Source organism: Mesorhizobium sp. WSM4313 (assembly GCF_002294725.1).
GTDB lineage: Bacteria > Pseudomonadota > Alphaproteobacteria > Rhizobiales > Rhizobiaceae > Mesorhizobium.
This window is the reverse complement of record NZ_NSFT01000006.1, coordinates 160671-173604: the sequence shown is the minus strand read 5'-3', so window position 1 is coordinate 173604 and position 12934 is coordinate 160671. Positions and strand designations below refer to the sequence as shown.

At 62.4% G+C, this 12934-nt stretch carries 14 protein-coding genes, 1 tRNA gene and 2 pseudogenes; 12 read left to right on the top strand and 5 right to left on the bottom strand.

From position 1 onward, the window contains the following. Positions 1-13: 13 nt before the first annotated feature. Positions 14-247 (bottom strand): helix-turn-helix transcriptional regulator, encoded by a 234-nt coding sequence (locus CK219_RS16085; protein ID WP_095767723.1) that lies wholly within the window; start codon positions 245-247, stop codon positions 14-16. A gap of 326 nt (positions 248-573) precedes the next feature. On the opposite strand from CK219_RS16085, the gene CK219_RS16080 reads away from it, so the two are divergent. The 5 genes and pseudogenes from CK219_RS16080 (at position 574) to CK219_RS32175 (ending at position 2941) form a co-directional block, all read left to right on the top strand. Continuing rightward, the gene (locus tag CK219_RS16080; protein WP_176477027.1) at positions 574-915 is read left to right on the top strand and encodes a hypothetical protein; all 342 of its coding nucleotides are present in this window, start codon (positions 574-576) and stop codon (positions 913-915) included. 126 nt (positions 916-1041) lie between these two features. Next, positions 1042-1272 carry a hypothetical protein gene (locus CK219_RS31205; RefSeq protein WP_141245349.1) on the top strand — a complete coding sequence of 77 codons (231 nt, stop codon included), beginning with the start codon at positions 1042-1044 and terminating at the stop codon, positions 1270-1272. 78 nt (positions 1273-1350) lie between these two features. Continuing rightward, positions 1351-2100: pseudogene (locus CK219_RS32185) on the top strand (recombinase family protein); the annotation flags it as partial. A 133-nt stretch (positions 2101-2233) separates the two neighbouring features. After that, positions 2234-2338, top strand: a pseudogene (locus tag CK219_RS32180) (hypothetical protein); the annotation flags it as partial. A gap of 114 nt (positions 2339-2452) precedes the next feature. Further along, positions 2453-2941 (top strand): hypothetical protein, encoded by a 489-nt coding sequence (locus CK219_RS32175; protein ID WP_245340511.1) that lies wholly within the window; start codon positions 2453-2455, stop codon positions 2939-2941. Here the strand turns inward: CK219_RS32175 and CK219_RS16070 are convergent. Further along, positions 2909-2982 (bottom strand) — tRNA-Gln (locus CK219_RS16070). The genes CK219_RS32175 and CK219_RS16070 overlap by 33 nt on opposite strands. A 199-nt stretch (positions 2983-3181) precedes the next feature. Further along, positions 3182-4114 (bottom strand): YbhN family protein, encoded by a 933-nt coding sequence (locus CK219_RS16065; RefSeq protein WP_095767722.1) that lies wholly within the window; start codon positions 4112-4114, stop codon positions 3182-3184. 262 nt (positions 4115-4376) lie between these two features. Here CK219_RS16065 and CK219_RS16060 point away from each other — a divergent pair, with 262 nt between their 5' ends. Next, entirely contained in the window at positions 4377-5726 is a 1350-nt protein-coding gene (locus CK219_RS16060; RefSeq protein WP_095767721.1) for a Ppx/GppA phosphatase family protein, read from the top strand. After that, positions 5726-6421, top strand: a complete 696-nt coding sequence (locus CK219_RS16055) for an RlmE family RNA methyltransferase (protein WP_095767720.1) — start codon at positions 5726-5728, stop codon at positions 6419-6421. Before CK219_RS16060 ends, CK219_RS16055 begins: the two co-directional genes overlap by 1 nt. 42 nt (positions 6422-6463) lie before the next feature. On the opposite strand, the gene CK219_RS16050 is transcribed toward CK219_RS16055, so the two are convergent. Further along, positions 6464-7885, bottom strand: a complete 1422-nt coding sequence (locus CK219_RS16050) for an MFS transporter (RefSeq protein ID WP_095767719.1) — start codon at positions 7883-7885, stop codon at positions 6464-6466. Positions 7886-8096: 211 nt separating this feature from the next. On the opposite strand from CK219_RS16050, the gene CK219_RS16045 reads away from it, so the two are divergent. From CK219_RS16045 to CK219_RS16025, 5 genes are all read left to right on the top strand, one after another. Next, on the top strand, positions 8097-8342 hold the full coding sequence (locus tag CK219_RS16045) for a type II toxin-antitoxin system prevent-host-death family antitoxin (protein ID WP_095767718.1): 246 nt from the start codon (positions 8097-8099) through the stop codon (positions 8340-8342). Beyond that, entirely contained in the window at positions 8339-8788 is a 450-nt protein-coding gene (locus CK219_RS16040) for a PIN domain-containing protein (protein ID WP_095767717.1), read from the top strand. The genes CK219_RS16045 and CK219_RS16040 overlap by 4 nt, the downstream gene beginning before the upstream one ends. Positions 8789-8920: 132 nt before the next feature. Continuing rightward, positions 8921-10423 carry an IMP dehydrogenase gene (gene guaB / locus CK219_RS16035; protein ID WP_095767716.1) on the top strand — a complete coding sequence of 501 codons (1503 nt, stop codon included), beginning with the start codon at positions 8921-8923 and terminating at the stop codon, positions 10421-10423. A gap of 46 nt (positions 10424-10469) precedes the next feature. Further along, positions 10470-11015: a hypothetical protein gene (locus CK219_RS16030; protein ID WP_245340493.1), complete on the top strand. Its 546-nt coding sequence runs from the start codon at positions 10470-10472 to the stop codon at positions 11013-11015. Positions 11016-11025: 10 nt separating this feature from the next. Next, positions 11026-11445 (top strand): MAPEG family protein, encoded by a 420-nt coding sequence (locus tag CK219_RS16025; RefSeq protein WP_095767715.1) that lies wholly within the window; start codon positions 11026-11028, stop codon positions 11443-11445. Between the two features lie 210 nt (positions 11446-11655). On the opposite strand, the gene rnd is transcribed toward CK219_RS16025, so the two are convergent. After that, positions 11656-12807 (bottom strand): ribonuclease D, encoded by a 1152-nt coding sequence (rnd, locus tag CK219_RS16020; RefSeq protein WP_095767714.1) that lies wholly within the window; start codon positions 12805-12807, stop codon positions 11656-11658. Positions 12808-12934 lie beyond the last annotated feature (127 nt).

Below are 12934 nucleotides of genomic sequence, written 5' to 3'. Positions count from 1 at the left end.
TGCGGACGCCAGCTCAATTTCGTTTGATTGATCCCGACTCATTCTTGGAGAGCAACACGGCCACCTCGATTTCCAACGCCTTGGCGAGACGATCGACTACATCAATGCTGGCGTTGTAGACGCCTCTCTCTAGAGAGCTGATGTACGTACGATCAATGTCGGCGCGGTGTGCAAGCTCTTCCTGCGACAGGCCTTTGGCTAGTCGGGCCGTTCGCAAATTCCGAGCGAATACCTCACGTATCTCCATCGGTGGGAGATCAACGGGTTGAAGAGTATTTCACCACGGAGTATTCTCTACAACAATTTGTCGTGCTAGCATCTTGACGGCTGGGCACAGGAGCCAGGAACCGGATGGTCGACCGAATGATGGCTGGATCTTTGAATACAAATTCTCGTCGGAACCGCGGAACACCGACCCGGCCTCGGGAGAGCGGCAAGAGCCGCGAAGCTGCTTCTGATCCAGCTATTGCATTGTTCACGAACTGTCGGCAGGCCCAAAGAGCCTCGCTGGTGTTGTGTCGTCTGCAGCAGCGTTTGGAAGCTCGCTTACTCGCCACAGCGCCCCGGGAAGCTATGGATGAGAAGCTCGGCTACTCGATCGCCTATCAAGCAGAAATCGAAGCTATGACGGCTGCCCTGAAACTACAGGACGAACTGCCTCAAACCCCGGCGCGCTCGCTTCTTGGCGTCGTCGCTAAGCTCGAAATCGTCGCCGGCGCAGATCGCGACATCGACGATCCCACCGAATTTCCCTGGCCGCATATTGCTTCGATACTTGATGATTTGAAGGAAATCACCGGGAGCCTACCGCTGGAACAGCCGGACCGGTCGGCCATTGATGCGGATTGTAGGCGGTACCGGGCGATGGCCGCCGATTTAGTTCTGCAGACCAAAACCGAGAATCTCTCGACTTGAGGCTGCGACCCGCCGTTGGGAGAAATCGGAGTAAGAAAAGAAACAACAGCGCACATAACGGCCATTCGCCGCTGAGACAACTTCAGCGAATCTTGTCCCGATGCAGATGTGGTCGGGACGAAACCATTGAACGTGAAGCGGCGCGTTACAAAACGTAGCGTTGAGCGGAACGCCGAGACCGATCTGTTTTCGCGCCAACGTGCCATTGACGAAGCATTTCTGGAACGAACAGCTCGCTTGTTCGAGGCACGCATGGGGCGACCGATGTCAACGGAAGACTCACGGCAAATCGTCGACAATCTCGGTGGATTCTTCCGCATCCTTGCCGAATGGGACCGGATTGACCGGGGCAAATAGCCGGCGCTTCATGGCCGCTTGATCGCCGGCTCTGTACATCCGCAAACTCGATGACCACCGAGGGAAAGAGACACCTAGATGAACCAGCGTCTTATGAAAGTGGCAAGGCCTCCAGGCCTTGTTAAGGCGTTGCTTTACGCGCGCGTCTCCTCCAAGGAGCAGGAGAAGGAAGGCTTCTCCATCCCCGCGCAATGCAAGCTGCTGCGCGACTACGCCCTGCAACAGCGGTTCGACATTGTGCAGGAGTTTATCGACGTCGAGACAGCCAAGACCACCGGCCGGACCAACTTCACCGAGATGGTCAAATACCTGCGAAAGCATCCCGGCATTCGAAGCGTCCTGGTCGAGAAGACCGACCGACTCTATCGTAACCTGAAGGACTGGGTGACTCTTGATGAACTTGATGTGGAAATCCACCTTGCCAAGGAAGGTGTGACGCTGTCGCGAGACTCGCGTTCATCTGAAAAGTTCATGCACGGCATCAAGGTCTTGATGGCCAAGAACTATATCGACAACCTGTCGGAAGAAGCCCGCAAGGGGCAGATGGAGAAGGCGGAGCAGGGCATATGGCCGACAAAGGCTCCGCTGGGCTATGTCAACACCACGGGGAAGGATGGCAGAAAGGTTATCGAGCCGCATCCTGAACTGGCTCCAGTCGTCACACAGCTGTTCGAGCGCTACGCAACCGGACAGTATTCGCTCAAGGCCTTGGCCAAGGCAGCTCATGGCGACGGGCTGATCTATCCCAAGAGCGGCAATCCGGTTCCGGTCAGCACCGTGCATACGATCCTGCGCAACCGCCTCTATACGGGAATGTTCCAGTGGAACGGTAAATTGCACCGGGGTAAGCACGAGCCTCTCGTATCGATCGAACTGTGGGAGCGGGTTCCAGGACATTCTGACGGGCCGCAATGCGGTCCCAACTCACCCGACAGGAAACGAGTTCGCCTTTACCGGCCTGATGACCTGCACCGAATGCGGCTGCGCCATCGTGGCGGAGATCAAGAAGGGCAAATACGTCTACTATCACTGCACGGGGCATACCAACAAAGGCCGCGGCGGATACGCAGATTGCCGCCGCAAATACGTCCGCGAGGAGGTGCTCGATCAGGCATTCGCCAACCTGCTCGACCGGTTGCATTTCGACGAAGAGATACTGGAATGGGTAAAGGCGGCCCTCATGGCTAGCCATGCCGACGAGCGCCGTGAGCACGAGCAGGCGATCCATCGATGCCAGGTCGAGTACAAGCGGCTCGAGGATCGGCTGCACGCCATGTATCTCGACAAGCTCGATGGCCGCATCGACAACGCCTTCTACGACCGAATGTCGGCACAGTGGCGAACCGAACAGACGCGGCTGCTTCGCGAGATAGAGCGCCATGGCAGTGCCGAGGAATCATACATGGAGGACGGCATCCGGCTGTTGGAACTGGCGCGCAACGCCAGCCGACTGTTTGCGAAACAGCCTGTGCACGAGAAAAAGCGGCTCTTGAATCTCGTGCTGTCGAACTGCCAATGGGACCTAGGTGAGGTTCACGCTGTCTTCAGGCAACCGTTTGATCTACTTGCGGAAACGGTCGCATCTGGAGCGGCAACAGGCGCAAAGCAAACCGTTGTGACGACAGGGAGTCCAGTTTGGCTGGGGAACCTGGATTCGAACCAGGACTAACGGAGTCAGAGTCCGTGGGTCTACCGTTAACCTATTCCCCAGCAGGCGCGTCTGGTATCGCGCGATGCGGGCGGCTCATGTGCCGCGAGCGCTGCCTTGTAGCCGCCATCGGAAAATAGTCAAGCCCGCAGCTGAGATCAACGCAGGCTTTTTGAGCCTTTGTCCGATGCATGTCGTTCTCCCAAAGCCGTTCCGCACTTTGGGCGACATGCATTGGCTCTGCCGCCGGGCGCCGAAGGCTCAGCTCTCGCCTTTGCTGTATTGGGAATGCTCGAAATAGAGCACCACGCCAAGGCCGATCAGCAGCGGAACAATGAGATAGAACAGGCGGAACACCAGAAGCGCGGCGAGCACGCCGACCGGATCCATGTCCGAAAGCCCGGTGAGGAAGACGAATTCGAACACGCCGAGCGCGCCAGGCGCGTGCGACAGGAGCCCGATCGAGAACGACACCATGAACACGCCGAGCACCACGAAATAGCCGGGATTGCCGATCTCGGGCAGGGCAAAATAGATGATCGCGGCGGCCCCGAGCAGTTCGACCGGCCCAATCAGCAATTGCCGCGCCACGATCGGCAGCGCCGGATAGTGCAGCTGGAAGCTGCCTATCTTCAGCGGTCTCAGCCGCAGCCAACTGCCGAAGGCGTAGGCGCAGGCAAGGATGAGCATGGCGAGCCCTGCGGCGAATGCGGCGCCGTGATGCGGCGCGCCCGTGAAACGATCGATGATCTGCGGTTCCAGCAACAGCACGAGGCCGCCGAGAAAAACGCTGGACAGGATGAAGGTGAACCAGCAGATCGCCACCAGCACGCCGACCTCCTGGCCGGTCAGTCCTCGCGTGCCGTAGGCGCGGTAACGGATGACCGCGCCGGAAAACACCGAGCCGCCGATATTGTGCGACACCGCGTAAGTGGTGAAGGAGCACAGCGTGACGAACAGCCACGATACTTTCTTGCCGATATGCAGCAGCGCGATGTGGTCGTAGCCGGCGAGCGAGGCATAGGCGACGACCGCGCTCAGTGCCGCGAGCACCCAGCCGCGCGGCGGGATGGCGGCAATGCCGGCCCAGACGTCGTCGAGCGAAACGCCGCGCAGTTCGTGGATGAGCAGCCAAAGCGAGAACGCCACGGCCGCGATGCCTATGACCGGCCAGAAATAGCGCCTCCAATTCATGGCGTCGTCATCATGCGTTGCAACTCATTGATTTTGATGTTGCCCAACCTTCGAACCTTCATTTCAGACATGCCTGATTGAAGCCGGCTATTCAACCGGCAAGACATTGCCCCAACGTGATCTGGCAAAATGCGACGTTTGCGAAATTCGGCCTCGCGCTCTTGGTGATTGTGAACTGCGCTGCTACTCTGTTGGCAACTTGAACAAATCGAGGTGCCTGCTGCGTCCGCTACCGGTTCGCGCGGCGCCGGAAGGAACTGAAGTGGAAGACCACGATACCGGCGCGGGCGCGTCGGCAGTGGGCATGTCCGGGGCATCGCCGACGCAATCGGCGGGCCCGCACACGGCGCGATTCAGCCGCCACGCGGGTGCGCACCAAAGACATGCCGGCCAGCGACAGATTGGCCTAAGCCAGGCCGACCAGCATGGCGATCAACCGAAAGGCAAGACGCGCAAGCGACGCAAGCGCAAGCGCGGCCGCAAGGTGTTCGCGCGTGACGAGAACGTCGCCGTGCCGCATGCCGCGCCTGCCGCCACGGCGACAAAACAGCCTCCGAGCGGGCTTTCGCCGGTTGAGCCAAGGCTGGCGGCCCCGCAGCGTCCGCCGCAACAGGAATTGCCTGTCTTCGCCGCGCTCGACCTCGGCACCAACAATTGCCGGCTGCTGGTCGCGGTGCCTGGCCGTCACGGCCAGTTCCGAGTCATCGACGCTTTCTCGCGCATCGTCAGGCTGGGCGAGGGGCTGACCGCCAGCGGCCGGCTCAGCCAAGCCGCGATGGACCGCGCGGTCGAGGCGCTGAAGATCTGCGGCGAGAAGCTGCGCAACCGCAAGATCAGGAAAGCCAGGCTGATTGCCACCGAAGCCTGCCGTTCGGCCGCAAACGGTGTCGAGTTCCTGGATCGGGTCGAGCGCGAGGCCGGACTCAAGCTCGAGATCATCGACCGCCAGACCGAGGCCCGACTTGCCGTTTCCGGTTGCGGCTCGCTGGTCGAGCGCGACACGCAAGGCGTGGTGCTGTTCGACATCGGCGGCGGCTCGTCGGAAATCGCGCTGATCGACCTGACCGGACGGCGCTCTCCGAGGCTCGCCAACCACATTGTCTCCTGGACGTCGCTGCCAGTCGGCGTGGTGTCGCTCGCCGAGCGCTTCGGCGGCCGCACGGTCACGCGCGAGACCTTTGCCGCCATGGTCGACGACGTGGCCGCGCGGTTGAAGGTCTTCGACGGCCGCGACCGGCTGGCACATGTGCTGGCAAGTCCCAATTTCCACCTGCTCGGCACCTCCGGCACGGTGACGACGCTGGCCGGCGTGCATCTCGATCTCGATCGCTACGACCGCCGCCGCGTCGATGGCCTCTGGATGGACCGCGACAGCGTCGATCGCATGATCGAGCGCCTGATCGGCTGGGATTTCCAGCAGCGCTGCGCCAACCCCTGCATCGGCGCCGACCGCGCCGACCTCGTGCTCGCCGGCTGCGCCATCCTGGAAGCGATCCGCGGTGTCTGGCCGTCCGAGCGCTTGCGCGTCGCCGACCGCGGCCTGCGCGAGGGGATCCTGAGCGAATTGATGGCTGATGACGGTGTCTGGCGCGATGGCGGGCGAGGCCGTTGATGGCTAGAAAACCGGATAAGCCGGGTTCCGCCGGCATTCGCGTCCTCAAGACCAGGATCAAGAAGAAGAGCGGCTTGAAGGAATCCTCGCGCCGCTGGCTCGAGCGCCACATGAACGATCCCTATGTGCAGCGCTCCAAGGCCGACGGCTACCGCTCGCGCGCCGCCTACAAGCTGATCGAGATCGACGACAAGCATCATCTGCTGAAGCCCGGCATGAAGGTCATCGACCTCGGCGCTGCGCCCGGCGGCTGGTGCCAGGTAGCGGCCGCGCGGACGAAGTCGACGGCGGAAAACCCACATGTCGTCGGCATCGACTATCTCGAGATGGCCGCGGTTCCGGGCGCCGTCATCCTGCAGATGGATTTCCTCGATCCCGACGCGCCGCAAAAACTTGCCGAGGCGCTCGGCGGCCGGCCGGATGTGGTGCTGTCCGATATGGCGGCACCCACGACCGGGCATCGCCGCACCGACCATCTGCGCACCATGCATCTGTGCGAAGTCGCGGCCGATTTCGCGTTGCACGTCCTGGAGCCCGGCGGACATTTCCTCGCCAAGACTTTTCAGGGCGGCGCCGAGAACGAGCTTTTGTCATTGCTGAAGCAGAATTTCCGATCCGTCCATCATGTGAAACCGCCGGCCTCGCGCGATGAATCGGTGGAGCTGTATTTGCTGGCGAAGGAGTTCAAAGGCTAGCGCCTTCTCCTTCTCCCACAAGGGGAGAAGGAGAAGCGGCGCTCACTTCCCCGCGGTCCCCACCGTTTCCAGCGTCTTCGGCTTGGTCAGCCGGCCGTGGCCCGAGACCGCGTTGCCGGCCTCCGGCGCAAGCCGCATGAAGGTGATCGATGCCGCCGCCGAGACGGCTGCCACGATGAAGAAGGCGATGTGGAAATCCCGTAGGGTTAGCGGCCCGCCATGGATCGAGGTCGACACTTCGAGGATGCCGCCGGCTAGCGCCACGCCGAGCGCGATCGACAATTGCTGGAAAACCGCCGTGATCGGCGTCGCCTTGCTGGTGTCGGCGGGCGTGATCTCGGCATAGGAAAGCGCATTGACGCCGGTGAAGAACATCGAGCGGATGAAGCCGCCGACCAAAAGGATCGCCAGCATCAGGGCGTAAGGCGTCTGCGGCGTGAACAGGCCGTAGATGGCGATCGATGCGGCCGCGACCAGTGAGCCCCAGATCAGCACGCGCCGGAAGCCGGCGAGCCGGAACAGCAGCGCGGTCACGAACTTCATGCCGATGGCGCCGATCGCCGAGACGAAGGTGATCATGCCCGACTGGAAGGGCGTCAGCCCGAAGCCGATCTGGAACATCAGCGGCAAAAGGAACGGCACCGCGCCGATGCCGATGCGAAACAGCGAGCCGCCGAGCACGGAGGACCGGAAAACCTGGTTGCGGAACAGCTCCAGCGCCAGCAGCGGATTCCTGGCGTGCCGCGCATGGAGGAGATAGAGCGCGCCCGAGATTACGCCGACGACAATGGTGATGAAGCCGGCCATCGGCGGCAGCGCCGGCAGGCTGACGACGGAAAGGCCGAAGACGATGCCGGAAGCGGCAAGGCCGGAGAGCACGAAGCCCGGGAAATCGAGCGGCGGCGTCTCGGCGGGCTCCGTCCTGGGCAGATAGCGGGTGGCGAGCCACATGCCGATAAAGCCGATTGGCACGTTGATCAGAAAAATCCAGTGCCAGGTGAAGTATGTGGTGATGAAGCCGCCGATCGGCGGGCCGACGAGCGGGCCGACCAGCGCCGGCACGGTCAGCCAGGACATCGCCGCGACCAGCTCGCTCTTGGGCGTGGCGCGCACCAGCACCAGGCGGCCGACCGGCGTCATCATCGCCCCGCCCATGCCTTGCAGGAAGCGCGACACAACGAAAGCCGGCAGTGAATTGGAAAACGCGCAGGCAACCGAGCCGGCGATGAAGACACCGATCGCAGCGCGAAAGACGTTCTTGGCGCCGAACCGGTCGGCCATCCAGCCGCTGATCGGAATGAAGATCGCCAGCGACACCAGATAAGCCGTCAGCGCCAGCTTCAGCGCGATCGGGCTCGTGTGGATGTCGACAGCGATCGCCGGCAGCGACGTCGCGATCACGGTCGAATCCATGTTCTCCATGAACAATGCGACCGCCAGTATGAGCGGGATGATGCGGTTCAAGGGAAACGCCCTGATCTGTCTTCGCGAATCTAGGCCCGGCTTGGGGGCGAACCGGTGCGACCGGGCGGTTATCACGCCTCGTCCCGGATGTCGCATTAAATTGCTGTCACTTTTGCGGGAGCGCAGTCCTGGTTGGCGTCACGGTACGCGGACTTGTCAAATGCAAGGCCGGCCGCTATGTAGTAATAATAACTACATTATAGGTGCAACCATGGACGAAACTGTTTCTGCAGCCGACGCCAATCGCAGATTCTCTCATATCCTGCGTGAAGTACGCGAGGGGCAGAGCTACGTCGTGACCAGCCATGGGCGGCCAGTGGCGCGGATCGTGCCTGCGGACAAGCACGAGGGCGTGGCCTCCCGGTCGCGCGCAGCTCTGCTGTCGCGACTCGAAAGGCAGCCGATCGTCAATGCAGGACGCTGGACTCGCGAGGATCTTTATGAGGATAACCCGTGAAGATCGCGCTGGATACCAACGTCCTTGCCTACGCGGAGGGCGTCAATGATCCTGAGAAGCGCGACCTCGCCCTCGAATTGCTACGGAACGTTCCGCAAGGCGCTGTGGTTGTTCCGGTCCAGGTGCTGGGTGAACTGTTCAATGTTCTGCTTCGCAAGGCTGGAAGGTCGCCCCAGGAGGCTCGCGATACACTGCTTAGCTGGCGCGACGCCTTCCCGGTTATTGAAACAACGCCGGAAGTGATGATGACGGCTGTCGATCTTGCTGCGGACCATGGTTTCGGCGTCTGGGATGCCGTCATTCTTTCCGCCGCTTCGCAAGCGGGTTGCCGGCTCCTTTTGTCAGAAGATCTTCAAGACGGTTTTACGTGGGGCGGCGTAACTGTCGTCAATCCTTTTGAGTTGCCGCGCCACGCTTTGCTCGATGCTCTTCTGGGCATCGAATAGGCCGTCTCGCAACGATCGGCTTTTCAACCGCGACAGGACGTGTTACCAGCCAGCGCCAATCCTGAAAGGGAAGAAGAGAGTCGGCGCTGGCCAATCGGCCTGGCGCCTTTTCCGCATTCAAAAGGACTGGCCATGGCAAAAATCATCGAAACGTCCACCGGCGCGCTGGCGCTGACTTTCGACGACGTGCTCTTGCAGCCCGGCCATTCCGAGGTGATGCCGGGCGAAACCGACATCCGCACCCGTATTGCCGGCGACATCGATCTCAACGTGCCGATCCTGTCGGCGGCCATGGACACCGTCACCGAGGCGCGGCTGGCGATCGCTATGGCGCAGGCCGGCGGCATCGGCGTCATCCACCGCAATTTCTCGCCGTCCGAACAGGCCGAGCAGGTCAGGCAGGTGAAGAAATTCGAATCCGGCATGGTGGTGAACCCAGTCACCATCGGCCCCGACGCCACGCTGGCCGATGCGCTGGCGCTGATGCGCACCTATTCGATTTCCGGCATTCCGGTGGTCGAAAATGGCGGCACCGGCGGCCACACGGTCGGCCGCCTCGTCGGCATCCTCACCAACCGCGACGTGCGCTTCGCCTCCGATCCATCGCAGAAGGTCTACGAGCTGATGACGCGTGAGAACCTGATCACGGTCAAGGAGAATGTCGACCAGGACGAAGCCAAGCGTCTCCTTCACAAGCATCGCATCGAGAAGCTGGTAGTGGTCGACAGGAACGGCAATTGCGTCGGCCTGATCACCGTCAAGGACATCGAGAAGTCGCAGCTCAACCCGCACGCCACCAAGGACGCGCAGGGGCGCCTGCGCGCGGCGGCCGCCACCAGCGTCGGCGATGACGGGTTCGAGCGCGCCGAGCGCCTGATTGACGCCGGCGTGGACTTGCTCGTCATCGACACCGCGCATGGCCACTCGCAGCGCGTGCTGGATGCGGTGACGCGGGCGAAGAAACTGTCGAACTCCGTGCGCATCCTGGCCGGCAATGTCGCCACCGCCGAGGGCACGCAGGCGCTGATCGACGCTGGCGCCGACGCCGTCAAGGTCGGCATCGGCCCGGGTTCGATCTGCACCACCAGAATCGTCGCCGGTGTCGGTGTCCCGCAGCTGTCGGCAATCATGTCGGCGGTCGAGACGGCCAGCAGGGCCGGCGTCAGCGTCATCGCCGATGGCGGCATCAAATATTCAGGCGATCTCGCCAAGGCGCTCGCCGCCGGCGCAAGCGCGGCCATGATCGGTTCGCTGCTTGCCGGCACCGACGAGAGCCCCGGCGAGGTCTATCTCCACCAGGGCCGCTCCTTCAAAGCGTATCGGGGCATGGGTTCGGTCGGCGCCATGGCGCGCGGCTCGGCCGACCGCTACTTCCAGGCTGAAGTTCGCGACACGCTGAAGCTGGTTCCGGAGGGCATTGAAGGGCAGGTTCCCTATAAAGGACCTGTGGCTGGCGTGCTGCACCAGCTTGCAGGCGGCCTGAAAGCCGCTATGGGTTATGTGGGTGGACGTGATCTTGCAGATTTCCGCGAGCGCGCCACTTTTGTGCGCATATCCAACGCCGGACTTCGTGAAAGCCATGCCCATGACGTCACGATCACCCGCGAAAGCCCCAATTACCCGGGCGGAATTTGATCGGCAGACCGATCGGCCTGACCGCCGGCGGGGACTGTGGCGTGACTTGAGCGTGGCGGTGCTTCGGCTGTCGCGTCACGCGGCAGCGCTCTCCATCGCCTCGATTGCGCTGTTCCTGGTCATGACGGCGCTGGAGTTTCTCTATTTCCAGCGCTTGAGCGGCGGCCTGGCCTCACTCGACATGCGCGTCGCCGGCTTCACGCCCGACGAAGGCATGGCGTGGCTCACCGCGCTCGGCCGGCGCGGCGGCGAGATCATCATCGTCTGGCACTATCTGACCTTCGACCTTTTGTTCCCGGCGCTGCTGTCGCTGACGCTGGTGAGCCTTATCCTCGCCTTCGGGCGGCGACTCAGCACCTTCCGCGCCTTGCCGACGCAGCTGCAGGCCTTGTTCTCGCTGGTGCTGGTGGCTCCCTATGCGGTCGCCGACTACACCCAGAATTTTGCCATGGCGCGGCTGCTCTCCGATTTCCAGCTGGCCAATCCCGATTCGCTGGCCTTCGCCTCTTTGCTGACCGTCAGCAAATTCGCGCTGCTGGCGATCCCGGTCTTCGTCATCGCGGTCTTCGCGCTGGCCGGGCGGCGACGCTGAGGACAAGCAGATGCGCCAGACAGCCATCTTCTGGCCGATGCTGGCGCATGTGCTTCTGGTCTATGTCGTCTATCTGGTGATGTTCAAGCGGCGCTATCTCGCTGTTAAGTCCGGCGAAGCCAGGATCGGCCAGTACAAGGTCCGCTCAACCGAGCCGGCCTCGAGCGTCACCGTCGCGAACAACCTGATCAACCAGTTCGAGCTGCCGGTTCTCTTTCACGTGCTGTGCCTGGCGCTGTTCGTCACCAACGGCGTGAACTATCTGACGCTGGCGTTGATGTGGCTGTTCATAGTCACGCGCTATGTCCACGCCTGGGTGCATCTCGACAGAAACCATGTGCTGCACCGCAGCCGCGCCTTCTTCCTTGGCGCCGGCATACTTCTCATCGCCTGGATCTGGTTCGCGCTCCACCTGCTCGAGGTGGTGTGAGGCTCGCCTTTCCCTTCTCCCCTTGTTGTGGGAGAAGGTGGCCGCGCAGCGGCCGGATGAAGGGTGTTCCAGCTTGACACGGACTTAAGCCAGCGTTGGATGCCGCGATAGGAGATCGCCAGCGTTTCACTTCGCTGGAACACCCTTCATCCGTCCCGGCGCTGCACGCCGATCCACCTTCTCCCGCAACAAGGGGAGAAGGGAAAGGCGCTACAGCTCGAACAACGCGATCCGGCGCTTGTCGAATTTGATGCCGATCTCGCCGCGTACCAGCCTCAGCGCCTGCTCGCCGAAAACGGCGCGCCGCCAGCCCTGCAATGCCGCCACGTCGGCTTCGTCGCCCTCGGCGGCGATGCGGTCGATATCGTCGCTGGAGGCAAGCACCTTGGTGGCCACGCCTTCCTTCTCTGCGACGATCCTGAGCAGCACCTTGAGCAGTTCCGCCGCCGCACTCGACCCCTCCGGCGGCTGCACGCTTTTCGGCAGTTTCGGCATCGCGTCCTTGGGCAGCGCCAGCGCCGCGTTGACCGCGCCGAGCAGCGCGGTTGCCGTGGCGGAGCGTTCCCAGCCTTTCGGCGTGGTGCGCAGCTTGCCGAGCGCGGCCGCATCGCGCGGCGCCTGCTGGGCGATCTCGTAGATCGCGTCGTCCTTGAGCACGCGGCCGCGCGGCACGTCGCGCTCACGCGCCTCGCGCTCGCGCCAGGCCGCCACCGCCTGCACGATCGCCAGCTCCTGCGGTTTGCGCAGCCGCATCTTCAGCCTTTTCCAGGCATCTTCGGGATGCGGATCGTAGGTCTCGCGCGAGGTGAGGACATCCATCTCCTCGTTCAGCCAGTGGCCGCGATTCTCGCGCTTCAGCTCGGCGCTGAGATGCTGGTAGACCTCGATCAGGTGGGTGACGTCGGCAAGCGCGTATTCGAGCTGCTTGTCGGAGAGCGGCCGGTGCCGCCAGTCGGTGAAGCGCGAGGACTTGTCCAGCCGGGCTCCGGTGACCTTCTGCACGAGCTGGTCGTAGGAAACGCTGTCGCCGAAGCCGCAGACCATCGCCGCCACCTGGGTGTCGAACACCGGATGCGGCACCAGATCGCCGAGATGGACGATGATTTCGATGTCCTGGCGCGCCGCGTGAAAAACCTTCAGCACCGCTTCGTTGGCCATGAGCCGGAAAAACGGTTTCAGGTCGATGCCGGGCGATAACGGATCGATAAGCGCCTCAATCCCAGGCGCGGCCATCTGGATCAGGCAAAGGATCGGCCAGAAGGTCGTCTCGCGAATGAATTCGGTATCGACGGTAACGAATTCCGACTTTTCGAACGCCGCGACAACGCTCTCGAGTTCTTCTTGTGTGGTGATGACCTGCATCAAATCGCTTTTGGCACAATATTAGGCCTCTTTCAATTTCAGCCGCGCGGGCATTCGTCAAGCGCCGCGACGTCGTCACGCACCGCTAGTTTCGCGCGATGGCGATATGCGCTGGCCCGGCGGGGCG

Coding starts and splice junctions, on each gene's coding strand:
- CK219_RS16085 (WP_095767723.1), bottom strand. CDS start 247: ATGGAGATACGTGAGGTATTCGCTCGGAATTTGCGAACGGCCCGACTA.
- CK219_RS16080 (WP_176477027.1), top strand. CDS start 574: ATGGATGAGAAGCTCGGCTACTCGATCGCCTATCAAGCAGAAATCGAA.
- CK219_RS32175 (WP_245340511.1), top strand. CDS start 2,453: ATGGCTAGCCATGCCGACGAGCGCCGTGAGCACGAGCAGGCGATCCAT.
- CK219_RS16065 (WP_095767722.1), bottom strand. CDS start 4,114: ATGAATTGGAGGCGCTATTTCTGGCCGGTCATAGGCATCGCGGCCGTG.
- CK219_RS16055 (WP_095767720.1), top strand. CDS start 5,726: ATGGCTAGAAAACCGGATAAGCCGGGTTCCGCCGGCATTCGCGTCCTC.
- CK219_RS16045 (WP_095767718.1), top strand. CDS start 8,097: ATGGACGAAACTGTTTCTGCAGCCGACGCCAATCGCAGATTCTCTCAT.
- guaB (WP_095767716.1), top strand. CDS start 8,921: ATGGCAAAAATCATCGAAACGTCCACCGGCGCGCTGGCGCTGACTTTC.
- CK219_RS16025 (WP_095767715.1), top strand. CDS start 11,026: ATGCGCCAGACAGCCATCTTCTGGCCGATGCTGGCGCATGTGCTTCTG.
- rnd (WP_095767714.1), bottom strand. CDS start 12,807: ATGCAGGTCATCACCACACAAGAAGAACTCGAGAGCGTTGTCGCGGCG.